18 protein-coding genes are annotated in these 17,270 nt (G+C 41.1%); all 18 read right to left on the minus strand.

The window, feature by feature from the left end:
• Nucleotides 1-54: 54 nt before the first annotated feature.
• The 18 genes from AC1D7X_RS00465 to AC1D7X_RS00550 all read right to left on the minus strand — a co-directional run bounded on the left by AC1D7X_RS00465 (nt 55) and on the right by AC1D7X_RS00550 (nt 17,230).
• Nucleotides 55-903 carry a sporulation protein YpjB gene (locus AC1D7X_RS00465; RefSeq protein ID WP_495474443.1) on the minus strand — a complete coding sequence of 283 codons (849 nt, stop codon included), beginning with the start codon at nt 901-903 and terminating at the stop codon, nt 55-57.
• A 61-nt stretch (nt 904-964) separates the two neighbouring features.
• Nucleotides 965-1,603, minus strand: coding sequence for a DUF1405 domain-containing protein (locus AC1D7X_RS00470; protein WP_495454568.1), 639 nt, complete (start codon nt 1,601-1,603; stop codon nt 965-967).
• Between the two features lie 130 nt (nt 1,604-1,733).
• Entirely contained in the window at nt 1,734-2,606 is an 873-nt protein-coding gene (locus AC1D7X_RS00475) for a c-type cytochrome (protein WP_495454567.1), read from the minus strand.
• 19 nt (nt 2,607-2,625) lie between these two features.
• Complete coding sequence (qcrB, locus tag AC1D7X_RS00480; RefSeq protein WP_495454566.1) at nt 2,626-3,297, minus strand: menaquinol-cytochrome c reductase cytochrome b subunit; 672 nt, start codon at nt 3,295-3,297, stop codon at nt 2,626-2,628.
• 15 nt (nt 3,298-3,312) lie between these two features.
• Nucleotides 3,313-3,858, minus strand: a complete 546-nt coding sequence (locus AC1D7X_RS00485) for a QcrA and Rieske domain-containing protein (RefSeq protein WP_495454565.1) — start codon at nt 3,856-3,858, stop codon at nt 3,313-3,315.
• Between the two features lie 168 nt (nt 3,859-4,026).
• On the minus strand, nt 4,027-4,476 hold the full coding sequence (locus AC1D7X_RS00490) for a DUF2487 family protein (protein ID WP_495474444.1): 450 nt from the start codon (nt 4,474-4,476) through the stop codon (nt 4,027-4,029).
• 64 nt (nt 4,477-4,540) lie between these two features.
• Nucleotides 4,541-4,720: an IDEAL domain-containing protein gene (locus tag AC1D7X_RS00495; RefSeq protein ID WP_495454563.1), complete on the minus strand. Its 180-nt coding sequence runs from the start codon at nt 4,718-4,720 to the stop codon at nt 4,541-4,543.
• A 25-nt stretch (nt 4,721-4,745) separates the two neighbouring features.
• Complete coding sequence (locus AC1D7X_RS00500) at nt 4,746-5,252, minus strand: gamma carbonic anhydrase family protein (RefSeq protein WP_495454562.1); 507 nt, start codon at nt 5,250-5,252, stop codon at nt 4,746-4,748.
• Nucleotides 5,253-5,294: 42 nt separating this feature from the next.
• On the minus strand, nt 5,295-6,443 hold the full coding sequence (locus tag AC1D7X_RS00505) for a hypothetical protein (RefSeq protein WP_495454561.1): 1,149 nt from the start codon (nt 6,441-6,443) through the stop codon (nt 5,295-5,297).
• Nucleotides 6,444-6,648: 205 nt separating this feature from the next.
• Entirely contained in the window at nt 6,649-7,242 is a 594-nt protein-coding gene (locus AC1D7X_RS00510; protein WP_495474445.1) for a histidine phosphatase family protein, read from the minus strand.
• 45 nt (nt 7,243-7,287) lie between these two features.
• Nucleotides 7,288-7,890 carry an anti-sigma factor gene (locus AC1D7X_RS00515; RefSeq protein WP_495454559.1) on the minus strand — a complete coding sequence of 201 codons (603 nt, stop codon included), beginning with the start codon at nt 7,888-7,890 and terminating at the stop codon, nt 7,288-7,290.
• Nucleotides 7,887-8,480 (minus strand): RNA polymerase sigma factor, encoded by a 594-nt coding sequence (locus tag AC1D7X_RS00520; protein ID WP_495454558.1) that lies wholly within the window; start codon nt 8,478-8,480, stop codon nt 7,887-7,889. Before AC1D7X_RS00520 ends, AC1D7X_RS00515 begins: the two co-directional genes overlap by 4 nt.
• A gap of 273 nt (nt 8,481-8,753) precedes the next feature.
• Nucleotides 8,754-9,494 carry a YwiC-like family protein gene (locus tag AC1D7X_RS00525; protein ID WP_495474446.1) on the minus strand — a complete coding sequence of 247 codons (741 nt, stop codon included), beginning with the start codon at nt 9,492-9,494 and terminating at the stop codon, nt 8,754-8,756.
• Between the two features lie 22 nt (nt 9,495-9,516).
• Nucleotides 9,517-10,524 (minus strand): GTP 3',8-cyclase MoaA, encoded by a 1,008-nt coding sequence (gene moaA, locus AC1D7X_RS00530; RefSeq protein ID WP_495454556.1) that lies wholly within the window; start codon nt 10,522-10,524, stop codon nt 9,517-9,519.
• An 87-nt stretch (nt 10,525-10,611) separates the two neighbouring features.
• Nucleotides 10,612-11,292: a respiratory nitrate reductase subunit gamma gene (narI, locus tag AC1D7X_RS00535; RefSeq protein WP_495454555.1), complete on the minus strand. Its 681-nt coding sequence runs from the start codon at nt 11,290-11,292 to the stop codon at nt 10,612-10,614.
• Nucleotides 11,289-11,990 carry a nitrate reductase molybdenum cofactor assembly chaperone gene (narJ, locus tag AC1D7X_RS00540; RefSeq protein ID WP_495454554.1) on the minus strand — a complete coding sequence of 234 codons (702 nt, stop codon included), beginning with the start codon at nt 11,988-11,990 and terminating at the stop codon, nt 11,289-11,291. The genes narI and narJ overlap by 4 nt, the downstream gene beginning before the upstream one ends.
• 100 nt (nt 11,991-12,090) lie before the next feature.
• Nucleotides 12,091-13,560, minus strand: coding sequence for a nitrate reductase subunit beta (gene narH / locus AC1D7X_RS00545; RefSeq protein WP_495454553.1), 1,470 nt, complete (start codon nt 13,558-13,560; stop codon nt 12,091-12,093).
• Nucleotides 13,550-17,230, minus strand: coding sequence for a nitrate reductase subunit alpha (locus AC1D7X_RS00550; protein WP_495454552.1), 3,681 nt, complete (start codon nt 17,228-17,230; stop codon nt 13,550-13,552). The genes narH and AC1D7X_RS00550 overlap by 11 nt, the downstream gene beginning before the upstream one ends.
• Nucleotides 17,231-17,270 lie beyond the last annotated feature (40 nt).

A 17,270-nucleotide genomic window follows, 5' to 3' on the forward strand; every position in this document is an offset into this window, starting at 1 on the left:
ATCCACAAGAGAGTCGCTTCAAAGGCACGAGTAACAGCCTTGAAGCGACTCTCTTTAGGTTTTGGATGGAGGAAAGGGTTTCATGTTATGTTGTGCCCCGCGATATTTACGATAACCCACATACGTTAGAATGGACAAGATGAATAATGCACCCATCCATACGCCTTTCTGTGCAGAATTAAATTCAATTTGCGGCGCGAAAGCGGGTTCGTCCTTCTTTTTACCAAACAGCACATTAAAATGCTCTTCACCTTGGGTAATCATATTCCGTATGGCTTCCGACTTGGAAGTGTTTGATGTAATTAACCCTCCAGCATAAGATATCCATGAATCAATCATATGTACCTCAAAAGGTTTCTTCTGAATAACAACAGCAGGACGGATCAATTCATAATGCGCTTGAAGACTATCATAAGCATCTTTCAACCCTTGTTTATGATTCGAGTTCAATTGGTCCTGCATGATCCTTAGATCCTCACGAACAACTTTATAATATTGATGCCATAAAGGTTGTTGTTTATTACTTAGACTATTTGCAGCTAAGCGCAGTTTGGCTGTCGCTTGTAACCATAACTCTGGCTGTAGTGAAGCTTGAGCTGTCGCTACTTTAACTTCTACAATACATTCCGCCAGGGCATGAATACCTTCAATCTCAGTTAATCCTTGAAATGATGATGATGTGAACAATTTCTCAATTTGTTCTGTTTCCGTTCGAACTTTGATGATATTTCCATCTACAACATCACGATATAGGGTCTCCACAGCCATACTTAGCTGTTCAGCTTGCTTAGAGGGCAGTGAAGACGATCCATCAGCCCATATCACACCATAATCTGCGATAAAGACGATAATCATGACCAAGAGTATCGATAGTAGCCGATGAAATAGCGTTGCGCGAGACATAGGACATCCCTCCTACCGTATATGTATGGCAAGAGGGATGCTTATAGAACAATCGATATTATTAATATCTCTGTACATCATGTCTAACAAATTTTAATGTAGCCCAGGCTACAGCAACGCTAAAGAATGTAAGTAAAAGGGTGAAATATTGAACGATAATGACATCATCGTATAACACTCTTGGAAGCCAAGGGTATATTCCATAAGAATAATCAATTATATCATTTAGGAACGTCCAAGCAGCAGCTACCATTAACGCACCAGACTTAAACCCGAAGAAGCGTACATATAACAAAGCCTCTATGACCATGGCTGTATGCGATACTACTAACATCCAATCTGTCCATTGAAGAAGGTCTCCTTGATATTGACCAGCAAATATCATACTGCTTGCCCATAGACCATACTTCACCGAAGTGACTACGGCAAGTGCCTCAATAATATGACGGATGTGAGTCCCCCATATGGAGCGAGGAGTGTATAATATACATCCGATCCCTATAGTGAAAAACAAACTTGCAGTCGGACTATCTGGAACAAACACAATCAGCCAAGGAGCATAATTGTCTAGCGTATATTCCATTTGACTTCCATACCATATGTATCCATATACCGTTCCAACCAAATTACACAAAAATAAGAGCCATAAAAATTTACGATGACCTAGAAATGACCGGCTCCATAAATAAGAAATCGACACCCATTGTTCCTCCTTAATAGTAACGCACTACCAACAAATTAAGCGCATTCAAGTTCGAATTAACCTTCTTCAAATTTCCCAAAAAAACCTGATCGTTTAATACGATCAGGTTTCATCTTATTACATCCTACTATTCTGCTTTTTGTTTCGCAAGCCACTCTGCAAGATGATCTACGTCTGAATCGGTAAGTCCCGCAGCAATAGCGTTATCGTATTGCGGTTGCATCTTACCATTATAACCTTCTTTAATAATGGTTAAGATCGCATCTTTATCATGCACATCACCGATTCCACGTAATGACGGACCACCTGCACCCTTCATATCCGCAGCATGACAAGTAATACACCCTGCCTTTTTGTATGATTCCATTGCTGGATCTTCTTTCTCAACGATTGCCACTTCTTTTGTGACAATGGCATTAGAAGTAGGAAGACCTTTAGCACGTTTCTCTTCTGCTTCTTCTTCACGCTGGATATGCTCTGGAACCTGACCTGTTTCTGCTAGTTCATGTGTATAGTGAGTCCAAGCAGTGTTGGTCAAGTATACGATAGCTACAATCGCAAGTAACATGAGTGATGATGCAATCGGTCTGCGATAGAAACGACGTTCCTTCCCTGTATCAAGGAATGGAGCGAGCAGTAAAGCACCGAAGGCTACACCGGTTACACCAATGACTCCTAACGCTACGTAATCTCCTGAGGCATAGGGTAATTTCAAATATTCATACAAGAATAAGAAATACCAGTCTGGCATCGGAATTATAGTTGCACTTGGATTTGCTGGATAACCCAGAGGAGCAGGTTCAGCAATCGTTAACACTAAGAATCCTACTAGAACAACAACCCCAACCATCCATTCTTTTAATAAGAAGTTAGGGATGAAAGCTTCTGATTTACCTGGATAAGCAGTGTAATCTGGGGGCACAATAAAACCATTAGCCTTCTTAACACGCGAATCACCAACAAATACAACTTTCTCTTTCGAATCTTTGCTGTGTGCCATCCATAACCCTCCCTTCTATTTATAGTGGACCGGAGATCCCCTGTCTGCGGATCATGATGAAATGTCCAACCAACAGAGTTAACAGTACAGCCGGGAGGAAGAATACATGTAGTGCAAAGAATCGTGTTAACGTCTGAGCGCCAACAATCGTTCCGCCTTGCATTAACTCCTTCAACACAGGACCTAAATAAGGAACTGAATTTGCAATTTCCATCGTAACCTTTGTGGCGAAATAGGCCTTATTATCCCATGGTAATAAATATCCTGTTAAACCTAATCCCAACATTACGAAGAAGATAAGCATCCCTACAACCCAGTTCATTTCACGTGGGGCTTTGTATGAACCCGTGAAGAAAACACGCATCGTATGTAGAAACATCATTACAATTACTAAACTTGCACCCCAATGGTGCATGCCACGAACAATTTGACCAAACGCTACTTGTGTCTGTAAATACTCTACGCTGTTATAAGCATTCATAATGTCTGGTACATAATACATGGTTAGAAACATACCTGATAAAATTTGAATGACGGTAATGAAAAATGTCAGTCCACCGAAGCAATAAACAAATGCAGAGAAATGATGCGCCGGATTTACATGTTCCGGAACCTCATGATCCGCGACGTCTCTCCATATCGGCGTGATATCGAGGCGTTCGTCAATCCAGTTATAGACATTCTTAAACATCCGAAATATCGCCTCCTATTTCACTTCCGTATTTGGTTCTGTACTTCCTAAGTAGACCCAACCATTATCGATCTTAAGCTTGTAAGTATCGAGTGGTTTAGGAGAAACCGCTAAGTTCTTACCAACATTCGTATACCTAGCCCCATGGCAAGGACAATGATACTCATCTGGGAAACTTTTATTGTTATTCCATCCAACAGTACATCCCAAATGCTTACAGATGGGAGACAACGCATACATATTGCCTGTTTCGTCCTTCCGTATCCATGCAATTAAGTTAGCTGTACTTGGATACCATCCATCTTGTTGCTTAAGTTCGAACTTAAATTCTTGGGGTTCATTGGTAATCTTACTCACTTCTACTACCTTTACGTAATCGCCATCCGTTTTCTTATGCAAAATAGGGTCGACTGCAAATCGCACCATTGGTAAGACTGCACCAGCGGCCATATAAGCAGTTGCTCCTCCCAACGTATACGTTAGAAATTGTCGACGGGACATTTCTTTACGACTATTGGGTAGGTGTTCTTCTTCATGTTGCTCATTTTGGTTGTTTTCCATGTGATTCAACCCCCTCTTCAAACCCATTTCTTCACATTTTCAATGATATTAATCACACAATTTTCCAGGACATATTAATAATATATTAGCCTCTTAAGACCGTCAAGAATTCATGTTCATTTTCATGTCAACAAGAAAGATTTGTATAATTAAATTGTCGGAAATTTGTCACATTTGATGTATGGCATTAAATCCCCAAAGACTCTCAATCTCTTCTTGTATGATAGATGATAGCATGTTCTCAGCGCCCTTACGTGACTTCTCCATGTGCTGTTGCGATAAAATTAAATCACAATGTTCACATGATGATTCAAATGAAACCGTTGTCATTATGATAACATACTTAAACCCACTTTTTTTAACATTGTGACATATTTCATTTAAAAACTTATAATCTTCTTGTTTCCCATAATGAAAAGCAGGGTAAGTTACAATCCTCCCTTGATAACGTGTTTCAACAATATCTAAAAAATCTCGCAGTTTCTCCAACGATTCCGTAACTTCAACCGGGGATTCTAAGCCAGAGAGGCCTGTGAAAGGAATAATACAAGTATCTAAATAGGGTTGTAGTTCTGGCCATGATGCTCTAGATATTTCGCTGAACTTCATCATTGTCATCCTTTCTATTTCTTCTTAACATTAAATTTAAACTAAAAAAGAAGAAATGCAAAGATGCATTTCTTCATTCTAAGGATTTAAGTTCATCTGTAAGCTCCGTAAACGCCATTTTATCACCTGTTGCTAATGCCTTATCAATTTCTCTATAAAGCTCTTCACAGCGGTGTTTACGTATGCATTCGTCCCAGACCATTTCAGCAGCTAATCCCAACATGACTTCATAAGTAACTTTCACATTATCCAAATTGGATGCACCTCCAAACGAATGGTTAAGAGATCCTATACTCCTTTGCTTTGGTTACATAATTAGTCATTGTGAGCGCCATTCGTTGTAAATCTGTCTCCGTTAGTTCGCGCACCACTTTAGCAGGTGTTCCCAAGGAAAGGGTATAGGGTGGAATGATTGTGTTCTCAGTCACGACTGAACCCGCACCTATTAAAGCATATTCACCAATGTCTGCTCCGTTGAGAACTATAGCCCCCATTCCAATTAATGTGCCTTTACCTATATTGCACCCGTGGATAATAGCGGCATGTCCAACAGAAACATCATTAGCTAGAATAAGGGGTTGTGAAGTATTTACATGTCCTACAGTACCGTCTTGGATGTTACAGCGACTTCCAATAATAATGGGAGCCATATCCCCACGAAGTACAGCGTTAAACCATATACTAGAATCTTCACCTATTTCAACTTCACCAATAATCTTAGCACCTTCACCTACAAAGACGGACGTATGTAACTTAGGTAACTTACCACCATAGGGGATCAACATCTCTCATCACTCCTTAACTTGGGAGTGATTGTACCAAGTGGATTACACCTTGTCAATCCATAGATCCACTTCGTCATCTTTCGCATGAAGAGTACAATTTTCTACCATTTTATTACCCCATAAGGTCATCTTGATAACAGGTCCCTCTTCTTCAGTGCCCCCTATGCGAACAAGTCCAAGGTGCATCATCATTTGAAGAACTCGCTGCTCCATAATGGTTTGTGAGGTATCGTAATAATAAGGTTTGATTAGCCACCCTAGAGCCTCATGCAATGAAGAAAGAGTTATCCACTCACGAGCACAATGTCCAATCCAAAAGACAAGAGACGATATGTTCGGTATGGGTTGTTTATACATCCTTAACCAATAACGAAATATCTGCACCAGACCTTCGTGTTTCCCTTGCCCCAATCTTTCCATACCCATGGGGGTTACCTTAAGTCTATGACCCATCTCTTCAATATAATTCATATGAAATGCATAATCATAAATTAAAGCTAGTCTGCTCGGATACGTATGAAAAGTTCTACCATAACCGAACCGCCATCCCCCCTTCGAAAGCAGTGGTTCTGTAATATGAAACATGTCCATTATCTGTTGCTGATTTCTTCGATACATCGTACCTTCTTGATTCAATTCTATCTCTTGCTGGTGAATATATCGGAGAAATATTAACAGATCTTCAACCAGTAATCCTTGCTCTTCTCGGTAGATTGTAGGCTCTTCTGTGTAGATTACCGTACTCTTCAAATAACTACCCAGCTCCTTGCGGAACCTTTCCTTTAAATCCTGGGGGATCTGAAACAAGTATCTCGTATGCTGTGTCATCCCATTAAATAGCCAACCACTTTTTTTGAAACGCGCAATCACTTCACGAGAACTCTGAGTTTTGGGTTGATCTTTGATTCTTTCTTCCTCAACGTTTTGAAATGACGTCTGCCTGATAATGGCGATTAATTCTTCAACATTGAAGTAGCTTCGACTGTCAAATAAGATGGCGTTAAGAAACCGCAAATCATCCACGGATAGACAACGAATTTGTTGACCAATAAACTCACTACGATTCAAAGTCACCAAAATGCTCTGAATTAACTCGTGTTTAGAATTACGCTTGCACTCGCATTGATAGTGGCTTGCAATTGTAGTCAACTGACCAATGTCAGCAAACGTGAGCATATCCGCTAGATTCATCGTTGATCGCCTCGCCGTTTTAGTAACATTATGGGTCTGTTTTAGCAATTTGATACATTCTAGTATTCTAGGTGTACTAAAGAAACATCATTTTTTATTACATAGTTGACGTTTTATTCTAATTCTAAACCTCCTATATTCTAATTTCTAAGTTCTTAGATGGTATTGTTACATTACTTATGCCCATAAAAAAAAGCCCTACTCATTAGGACTTCTGTTGTTTCTCAAGTAAATGACGTGTGCAGTTGTATAATAGAGGTGTCCACTCCGTTTCCTTTTTCTCAAGGATCGTTAGTGACAAATTCCCAATCCGTTCTGTACAGCGGTCATCAAACATGGCAGAATATAACTCAGCTAGAAACGCACCATGACTTACTACAAGAATGTTCTTATCCGGATATTTAATCCCTACATCCTCCATAAATGCAAGACCTCGTGTTTGAATTGCTTCCTTCTTCTCTTGCCCTACATCTAACAGATCCCATTCTTTGCCCCAGTTCTTCTCTCGTTCTTCAGCAGATAGTCCCTCCACTTGCCCGAAGGAACGTTCTAAAAGCCGAGCATCCGGTTCCAATAACGGAATAGATACTATCGAGGCAATAATAGATGCTGTCTCCTCCGCGCGTGAGAGACCACTACTGATTACATAATCCCATATCAAGGGTTCATCTCGTAATCGTTCACCTAACGCTCTGGCTTGCCCTCGACCATTATCATTTAATGGAATATCACTTTGTCCTTGAATTCTGCCAATCATATTCCAATCTGTAACACCATGACGAATCAGACCTATCTTCATCTTCTTTATCCTCCATTCCAGTAAGTAAAGGTAGTCATAACCTCATCAACGACGAATGCGGCTTAACCTTTTCAGTGAAAATAGTGCTAGAGCTACACTCAGTATAGAGAATACCATCCAATACAGAGGATGTGTCGGTCCCATACTAACAACAAGTGGCTCAATAATACCGCTATTTAACTCAGGAATGATATACGTTCCGTTTTGTGGCAATATAGAAGGTTTCCCTGCAATACCTGTTGGTAAAATGCCATTCGAAGGTACAGGCTCTGTCTTAGATGCCGATCGATCCATCATAATAAAAAAGAAAAAACTAATACAGAACACCATTAGGCATGCAGTAATCCACAGCGATATTTTCCGCCTTGTCGTTCCCGATACTGCAAATGGTTTGCTTTTATCCTGTATTAACCATGGTGACTCATTATAAATTCTATCCATCACTTGACGATTTATAGATTCTGCCTGCATCTCAGTGAATTCATCATCTAGTTCCTGAATAAACCATTGACTCTCTTCCCAAAACTGAAATTCAGCTGAACATTCGCTACAGGTTGCTATATGTTGCTCTAACACTAGCCTCTTCGGGTCATCAATGGGGAGACCCCACATTAACCCGAATAACTCCTGAGCCTCACAGCACTTCATCTGCTAGTCATCCCTTCATATTCATCATTAATGTGATCGTAGTAGTAAGGCTCAAGTTGTAATTTCACACTAGAACGCGCACGAAATAAAAGTGATTTCACAGAACTCACACTTTGCCCTAATATATTCGCTATTTCCTGATAATCAAGCTGATCATATTCCCGTAAGATCAGTGCAGATCGCTGTTTCTCCGGCAAATTATTGATAGCTACCCTTACCATATTGACCTTCTCATTGCGCAGAATCGTTTGCTCTGGCGCTACTTCGAGAGGTGCAACAGGGATGATACCACTTTCTTCTAGAGGTATATTACCACTACGATGTTTCCGAAGTTCACTAAGAACCGTATTTCTGGCGATCGTGTAAAGCCATGTAGAGAAAGAAGCATCTACTTCCCTGAATGTATTCAGGCTGCGATATGCTTTGTAAAAAGTCTCTGAACATAAATCTTCCGCCATAAGCTCCATATTAGAGCTCTTAAGCATATGATATACAAATGCTAGTATTTTACGCTGATATCGACGCATTAATTCAGAATAAAGTTCGACATCGCCCTCTTTTATCTGTCGAACCATCTGGGAGTCCGTCATATTAAGTGCGACCTCCTCGCAAACCATTTGTTCCTCGCTCTCCATTCAACTGAATTAGGAGCGGGATTCGTATGATAACAATTATTATTTCACGATTATGAAATATACTTTTTCGCATAACACTCTATGTACTGGCAAATTCCCCAACAATTCAACAAAGTTACCTGTTCATTGTAACATAAACTCGAATGATAGTCAGGTAGATTGCTAGATTCTATCTTATGTCATTTTATATATTGGTGGTTCTCTTCTCTACTCGTAGGTCTTCATACGCTACCAGCTCTTTAAATATTCTATAACTATCAAAGATATCAGTAAAAATAAGATCGAGCCAATAATCTCAATAATTCCGACTTTCATTGGACGCAATTGCTTACCGCCATAGATGAATGTTCTAGCGGCTGCAAAAATATATGATAACGTCATCCATGGATATCCTAAGATCCCCGGTAAAATTAACAGAAGCACATGGTAAATATAAGCTGCTGTCAGCCAACGTTTATTTCCTCTTTTACGAAATACTGTTTTCACAAAAAATACCGTACCCATAAAATACATAAAGTTAAAGATTACAACCATTGCCATCGTTCGGTCCCAGTCTCCGTTCCCGATTAAATAAGCGGCTGCACCTCCAAGTGAAAAGATAAGAATGGCACACAAATCATTTATAAATTCTCTTTCTGATTTACGTTTAGCATGCCATATGTTAATAATCAAGAGTAGAATAAGGGGAATCGCAAAATAAAATAAAGAAGGATTCTGATACAGTGGCATAATGACACAACCAAGAGCAATACACCCATACAGGGTACCCCATTGGATGAAGTGTTTACGATCTTTACTCCGTTTTACAGCTTTAAGAAATGGATAAGATGCCAAATACAAAAAAAACCACGCCAGAAAAAGAAGCAAGTGCATCCATTGTGGTGTTCCTGCAACGATTCCGAATAGGAATGGAATACTAACCATAGCCCATCCACCATGTTCATGAGGAATTACGATATTCTTCTTCATAATAAGCTAACTCCCTCCAATTTTATCCTCCTATTTGCGACATTCTACGGGCTGTTGGGGTATGTGTAGTGTGTTCTCCTAGCAAATGTTTGGACATTTCATGACTTTCTGGTTTAGTGCCTAGTGCCTCAAGAAACATTTGACGAACAGCCTCATCATTACCGATCACTCCACGAACCTGAAATTGTTCAGACCAAGCAAGACAAGGTTTAATATAGCCATCTGCTGTTAGTCGAAGACGGTTACAGGACTCACAGAAATGATTACTAATTGGGTGTATAAGTCCAAAACTCCCTTTAGCACCTTCAAGTTGATAATTTGCCGAAGGTCCATTACCTTCTAAGGTTGACATAGGTGCGAAAGACAAGCCTTTCTCAGCACACACATCAAATACATGTTGTAACGGTAAATATAAGCTTTTCCACTGCGAATCATGATGTCCAATTGGCATATATTCGATAAAACGAACATTTATATTACGCTCATATGAAAGAGCAAGGAAATCAGCAATTTCATCATCATTGATCCCCTTCATGAGGACAACATTCAATTTAATGGGGGACAGTCCGGCCTTCATACAGGCGTCAATACCCGCCAGTACTTTCGTGACATCTCCCCCACGGGTAATCATTTTATAACGATCTGGTTTTAGAGAATCCAAACTTATATTAACGCGGGTTAACCCCGCTTTCTTCAAGCGTTCTGCCCGCGAAGCAAGAAATAAACCATTGGTGGTAAGTGCAATATCTTCAATCCCTGGAATTTGAGAGATCATAGAGATTAGAACATCAAGCCCTTTGCGAACGAGAGGTTCACCACCGGTTAATCGGATCTTACTCACTCCCATATCGGCCAATACTCTGACCACGTTAGTAATTTCCTCATCACTTAATAGGTGTTCCGTAGGCTCGAATTCCATACCTTCTTCCGGCATACAGTATATACAACGTAAATTACAATGGTCTGTAACCGATATACGCAGATAGTTGTGTTGTCGCCCGAATTTATCGCTTAAAATATTATGTGTCATGATGTCATTCTCCCTTTCGAAACGTTCCTATATCGGTGTAATCACTCTCGTTCGAGCTTTCAATGCATTTGTCTGACATTCACCTTTTTATTTACGCTTACGATATAATACATAACTTCTTTTTATATATTTGATTGGCATACTTAGCATGTGTACAAGTCTAGTGAACGGAAAAACTGCAAACAGAGCAAGACCCAACATCACATGGATTTTAAAGATAAACGGAACATCATTCATTAACGAGCCGTCTGGTGTGAAAGTTAATACGCCTCGAATCCATGGTGAAATCGTCTCGCGGTAATCAAAGTCAGTACTACCTGTCGCATTAAATAAGGTTGCTGACATGCCGATCACGACGATGAGTGTAAGTAGTATGATGGATAACATATCCCCGAAACTACTCGTTTTACGGATACGCGGATTCATTATTCGACGATATACAAGAATCAAACACCCTATCAAAGTTAGAATGCCCGCCACACTACCCATTGAAATTGCCGCAAGATGGTAGAGGTGATCAGTAACTCCAACGGCTTCAAGCCAAGACTTAGGTACTAGAAGCCCTCCAATATGACCAAACAATACAAACATAATGCCGATATGAAATGAAATGCTGCCCCAGCGCAGCATTTTTTTCTCTAGAATCTCACTAGATTTGGCCGTCCAACCAAATTGATCCGTTTGATAACGATAATATAATCCAAGAAGGAAAATGATAACAATGAGGTAAGGATATATCACCCATAGAAACTGGCTACCCGATGTCATTCCAACGGCCCCCTCTTCACTTGATTACTCATTTGATTCGCACAAGGTGAACCTCCACCGTAACCTGCAGCTGCCCACATTGGACCGCAGCCTCCTGAACCACCATCTTGACCTACGTATCCAAAAGAAGTTTCGAAATGAAAGGATCCTTCCTTGACAGGTGATTGCTCTAACAATGTCAGGATAGCAACCAGTACATGTCTATACGGACTTTCCGAATCGATAAGTGCATCTCTTACCTTTTCCAATGCACTTTGGAAGGAAAGGAGGAGAGACTCTCCTCGGTTCTCCTCAGCAACAGCTACATATTCAAGCACTAGTGGCAAATAATCAGGCAATTCTTCACTAGCAAGTAGCATATCTTCTTCTTCGTAGATTTGTTTCAGTTTGAGCAAAGCAGGCCCGCGTTCACGTTCTTCACCCAATTGCCCATAGGTCAAATATAAATTTGACTTTTTACTGAAATCGAAGGTTCTCACATAATTCTGCGTGATCGATTCAGAGTCCATTCCCACGAATTCAGCAATACAATCGCTAGCGAGTTTTTTAAGTTGTTCTACTTCTTCTTCCTTCTCGTCCTCAATGAGTTGACACCAATTGACGAACATCTCATCCGCTACTTCTTGCCATTCAGAATCTGGATACTGCAATAGAAATGAGAATAACATCCAACTCGAACGGAGCGTCATTTCTTGCATTTGTTATCACTCCTAAAAGTTTTGTAGTTAAAACTTCTTGTATTACTTCGTACAAAACTAGCTTTGGAAGCATATACCTAAAGTTAATTTTTTTCCTGGATTAACCTCCACAAGGTCCTGGACCACCCATCATATTCGAGAATCCGCATGCTCCTTGTTCGGTATACAAATCGGCGAATTCCTCACGATGTGCAGATGGAATAACAAAACGATCATCATATTTAGCAATCGCTAACAAGCGATACATTTCTTCAACTTCCTTCTCCGTCATGCCGAACTGTTCTAGTAATTCAAGATTAGGTTCTTTATTCAAATTACGTGAGCGCATATGCGAGCGCATAACCGCCATCTTCTTAAGAACAGTCTTGATAACCTCGGTATCTCCCGCCGACAACAGATTTGCAAGATACTGTACAGGAATACGCATGTCGTCGATCGCTGGGAATATATCGTCAGGTGTAGCCATCGCGCCTTTCCCTTCAACGATATTCGTAATTGGGCTTAGTGGTGGAACATACCATACCATCGGCATCGTCCGATATTCTGGGTGAAGCGGAAGTGCTATTTTCCAGTCTACCGCCATCTTATAGATAGGTGAACGTTGTGCCGAATCGATCCAATCTTCAGGAATGCCTGCTTCACGTGCTGCAGCGATAACTTCTGGATCATTTGGATCTAGGAAAATATCAAGCTGTGCTTCATAGAGCTTCTGTTCATCTTCCACAGAAGCAGCTTCTTCGACACGATCCGCATCATAGAACATCACGCCAAGGTAACGAATACGCCCAACACATGTTTCAGAACAAATGGTTGGTAGACCTTGTTCAATTCGTGGGAAACAAAGGGTACATTTCTCCGCTTTATTTGTTTGCCAGTTGAAATACACCTTTTTGTACGGACAGCTGGAAACACAGAATCTCCATGAACGACAAGCATTCTGATCTACAAGAACAATCCCGTCTTCTTCACGTTTATACATCGCACCAGAAGGGCAACTGGACACGCAAGATGGATTAATGCAGTGTTCACAGATACGAGGAAGATACATCATGAATACTTGTTCGAACTCCATTCGAACGGATTCTTCAATACCTGCCATGTCTGGATCAAGCAATCCAGTTTCATGGACGCCTGCCAGATCATCCTCCCAGTTCGGACCCCATTTAATTTCCATATGTTCACCCGTAATTTGCGATTTCGGGCGCGCTACAGGTTGATGCTTCGTTTCTTTCGTTGGGTTTAATTTTTCATATTCATAGTCCCACGGCTCGTAATAATCATCGATGGTCGGTTGATCTGGATTATGAAAAATATTAGTCAAGCGATTCGCACGAGATCCTGAACGGAGCTCAAGCTTACCTTTCTTGAGCACCCATCCGCCTTTATATTTCTCTTGGTTCTCCCACTGTTTCGGATATCCGATCCCTGGCTTGGTCTCTACGTTATTGAACCACATGTATTCGGCACCTTTACGGTTTGTCCAAGTGTTCTTACACGTAACAGAACACGTATGGCACCCGATACATTTATCTAGGTTCATTACCATTCCAATCTGTGCTTTAATCTTCAAGCCAATTCACCTCCGAAAGTTTACGTATAACAACATTCAAATCACGTTGGTTCCCTGTCGGACCATAATAGTTGAAGCCATAGCTTAATTGTGCATATCCACCAATCATATGTGTTGGCTTCACATGGATTTTCGTCGGACTATTATGAGTTCCACCACGAGTAGTAGTTACATCTGTTGCAGGAACGTTGATCGTGCGATCTTGTGCATGGTACATATAGCACATTCCACGCGGCATCTTATGTGTGACAACGGCACGAGCGACAACCGCACCATTCTGATTGAAACATTCAATCCAGTCGTTATCTTTAATATCTGTTTCCGCTGCATCGTCTTTATTCATCCAGATGGTTGGTCCTCCACGGAACAATGTGAGCATTGGTAAAGAATCATAATACATACTGTGAATGGACCATTTACTATGTGGCGTCATGAAATTCAATACAATTTCTTTCCCTTTAACATCTGGACGGTCATTATTTGTATGGAAAGGTGAATGTTTCAACGTTGGTTTGAATATCGCCATATTCTCACCGAATTCTGTTAACATTTCATGATCGACGAAGAAATGTTGTCGTCCCGTCAATGTTCTAAACGGAATCATTCGTTCAATATTCGTAGTAAATGGTGAATATCTGCGTCCATGCTGTTCCGTTCCACTGAAAGCAGGTGAAGTAATAACCGTCTTCGGTTGTGCTGTAATTTGTTCAAAAGTAAATCGTTCATCTTCACGATCTTGTGCCAAATCCTTGAGCTTCAAATCTGTCTTCTTCTCAAGAGATTCCCAGGCTTTGACCGCCATTTTTCCGTTACTTGTTGAAGATAAGGTCATGATCGTTTCTGCCATATGAATATCCGTGTCTAGCTTAGGACAACCTTCGCCTACACCTGGCTCATCAACTACGCCATTCACTTTCTTCAGTAGTTCATATTCATCATCAGCTGACCAATTCATCCCTTTAATACCATAAGGTTTTTCTTTCACCAGTGGTCCAAGTGAAGTCATCTTCTTATAGACTTGAGCATAATCACGCTCTACGATAATAAATTTCGGCATTGTCTTACCAGGTATAGCTTCGATCTCTCCCTTACTCCAATCGCGCACTTTACCAAATGGTTGTGCTAACTCTTCCGGAGTATCATGCATTAAAGGTACGGATACGAGATCTTGTACAGGTCCATCAAATTGCCCTTCCGCCATTTTCGAGAAAGTCTTGGCAATCGACTTGAACGTTTCCCAGTCTGAACGTGATTCCCAGAGTGGCGGAACCGCTGGATTAAATGGATGGATAAATGGATGCATGTCTGTTGATGAGAGATCACTCTTCTCATACCATGTAGCCGCTGGAAGAACGATATCGGAATATACAGCCGTACCTGACATACGGAAGTCTATGTTGACCATCAAGTCAAGCTTGCCCTCTGCCGCTTCATCTCTCCAAGTTATTTCCTCCGGACGGATGGTATTTGTATCATCATTTAGCAAGCCGTTGTGCGCTCCTAGTAAATACTTCAAGAAATACTCATGTCCTTTACCAGAACTTGAGATCAGATTCGCACGCCATACAAACATCACCTTCGGATGATTGACTGCTGCATCTGGATCTTCCATAGCAAACTTCATTTTACGATCCTTCAATTGTTGAGCCACATATTGTGACACAGCTTCTGGTGTACTAGCACCATTAGCATTGGCTTGACTCACTAGATCGATTGAATTCTCATCGAACTGTGGATAGGATGGTAACCAACCAAGTCTGGATGCCAATACGTTATAGTCCGCAGGATGTGCATAACGTGTCTTATCCACAAGCGCTGATGTATGGTCCTCTACCGGATTCGATTCGAACCGCCATTGATTTGTCGCGAAATAGAAGAACGAAGTTCCGTTCATTTGTCGAGCAGGCATCGTCCAATCTCTTGCAAAGGCTACTGTAGCCCATCCTTCAGCTGGACGTAGTTTCTCTTGTCCTACGTAATGCGCCCAACCACCACCATTAACACCTTGACATCCTGTCATAAGAACCAAGTTCAGAATGCTACGGTAAATCGTGTCCGAATTGTACCAGTGATTAATTCCTGCACCGACAATAATCATCGAACGTCCTTTGCTATCTACAGCATTTGTAGCAAATTCACGAGCAATTTGAATAATTGAAGCTCGATCAACACCCGTAATGGCTTCTTGCCAAGCTGGTGTATATGCAGTGTCTGCATCGTCATAGCTACCAGCACCTGTAGGATCAACCCCATACTGTGCAAGCATCAAATCAAATACAGAAGTAACACGATAAGTTGTGCCATCAGCAGCCTCAACTGTTTTATAAGGAATGCTGCGAGATATAACCGTTTTACCGTCATCGTCAAAATACGGCAAGCTGATGTCTAAATTACCATTTGCATATTGACCTAGGCCAAGCTGTGGACTAATGTCGTCACCCGTAATCGTATCCACCGGATTCAGATTCCATTTACCATCTTCACCCCAACGTGATCCAATCGTGCCATTAGGGATATGAAGTTCCCCTGTATGTTCATCAATAAGAACTGTCTTCCATTCAGGATTATTTGTTTCAATCCCTAGATCTTTCGCTGTTAGGAAACGATCTGCTGTGCAGACTCCATCCTTCTCTTCCAATAGAAGAAGAAATGGAAAGTCAGTATATTTCTTAGAGTAATTCTCGAAATACTCCGTGCGATTCTGAACATAAAATTCATTTAAAATAACATGGCCCATCGCCATGGCAAGCGCTCCATCTGTGCCTTGCTTCGATTGTAGCCATTTATCAGCGAATTTCACGAACTCAGCATAATCTGGGCTAATGGATACGACTTTCGTTCCGCGATATCGAGCTTCTGTCATGAAATGTGCATCTGGCGTTCTTGTCATAGGAAGGTTAGATCCCCATACAAGCAAGTAGCTTGAGTTGTACCAGTCACTACTTTCAGGAACATCCGTCTGATCTCCCCAAATTTGAGGTGAAGCTGGCGGAAGGTCAGCGTACCAGTCATAGAAACTAAGTAGTGGCGAGCCGAGTAACGAAAGAAATCTCGATCCAGCAGCATAGCTAATCATGGACATTGCCGGAATTGGTGAGAATCCAAACACACGGTCTGGACCATATTTTTTTATCGTATATAGTAATGATGCACAAATAATTTCATTGACCTGATCCCAGGATGCACGGACCATACCACCCTTGCCTCGGGCAGATTTATATATTAATTTCTTCTCATCATCTTCAACAATAGAGGCCCATGCTTGGACTGGATCAGCATATTGTTGACAAGCTTCCTGCCACAACTGAAGCAGTTTCCCACGAATATATGGATATTTCACCCGAAGTGGACTATAGAGATACCAAGAGAAGCTTGCTCCACGAGGACATCCACGTGGTTCAAACTCTGGCATATCCGGTCCAGTTGTCGGATAGTCTGTTTGTTGCGTTTCCCAAGTAACGATGCCATTTTTAACAAAAATTTTCCAACTACATGATCCTGTACAGTTAACTCCATGCGTTGAGCGAACAACCTTATCATGCTGCCACCGGTTACGGTACATATCTTCCCAAGAACGATCAGCAGTTGATACTTCGCTCCATCCTTCCGCATTTTTTTCTTTTTTGCGGAAAAATGTTAGTTTTTGCAATAGAGGATTATTCTTCTTCATGCGTTCATCTCCTTGCGCCTTTTTCTACTTTTAATTGTAG

Source organism: Paenibacillus sp. Y568 (assembly GCF_059445545.1).

Coding starts and splice junctions, on each gene's coding strand:
- AC1D7X_RS00465 (WP_495474443.1), bottom strand. CDS start 903: ATGTCTCGCGCAACGCTATTTCATCGGCTACTATCGATACTCTTGGTC.
- AC1D7X_RS00475 (WP_495454567.1), bottom strand. CDS start 2,606: ATGGCACACAGCAAAGATTCGAAAGAGAAAGTTGTATTTGTTGGTGAT.
- qcrB (WP_495454566.1), bottom strand. CDS start 3,297: ATGTTTAAGAATGTCTATAACTGGATTGACGAACGCCTCGATATCACG.
- AC1D7X_RS00485 (WP_495454565.1), bottom strand. CDS start 3,858: ATGGAAAACAACCAAAATGAGCAACATGAAGAAGAACACCTACCCAAT.
- AC1D7X_RS00490 (WP_495474444.1), bottom strand. CDS start 4,476: ATGACAATGATGAAGTTCAGCGAAATATCTAGAGCATCATGGCCAGAA.
- AC1D7X_RS00500 (WP_495454562.1), bottom strand. CDS start 5,252: ATGTTGATCCCCTATGGTGGTAAGTTACCTAAGTTACATACGTCCGTC.
- AC1D7X_RS00505 (WP_495454561.1), bottom strand. CDS start 6,443: ATGAATCTAGCGGATATGCTCACGTTTGCTGACATTGGTCAGTTGACT.
- AC1D7X_RS00510 (WP_495474445.1), bottom strand. CDS start 7,242: ATGAAGATAGGTCTGATTCGTCATGGTGTTACAGATTGGAATATGATT.
- AC1D7X_RS00515 (WP_495454559.1), bottom strand. CDS start 7,890: ATGAAGTGCTGTGAGGCTCAGGAGTTATTCGGGTTAATGTGGGGTCTC.
- AC1D7X_RS00520 (WP_495454558.1), bottom strand. CDS start 8,480: ATGACGGACTCCCAGATGGTTCGACAGATAAAAGAGGGCGATGTCGAA.
- AC1D7X_RS00525 (WP_495474446.1), bottom strand. CDS start 9,494: ATGAAGAAGAATATCGTAATTCCTCATGAACATGGTGGATGGGCTATG.
- moaA (WP_495454556.1), bottom strand. CDS start 10,524: ATGACACATAATATTTTAAGCGATAAATTCGGGCGACAACACAACTAT.
- narI (WP_495454555.1), bottom strand. CDS start 11,292: ATGACATCGGGTAGCCAGTTTCTATGGGTGATATATCCTTACCTCATT.
- narJ (WP_495454554.1), bottom strand. CDS start 11,990: ATGCAAGAAATGACGCTCCGTTCGAGTTGGATGTTATTCTCATTTCTA.
- AC1D7X_RS00550 (WP_495454552.1), bottom strand. CDS start 17,230: ATGAAGAAGAATAATCCTCTATTGCAAAAACTAACATTTTTCCGCAAA.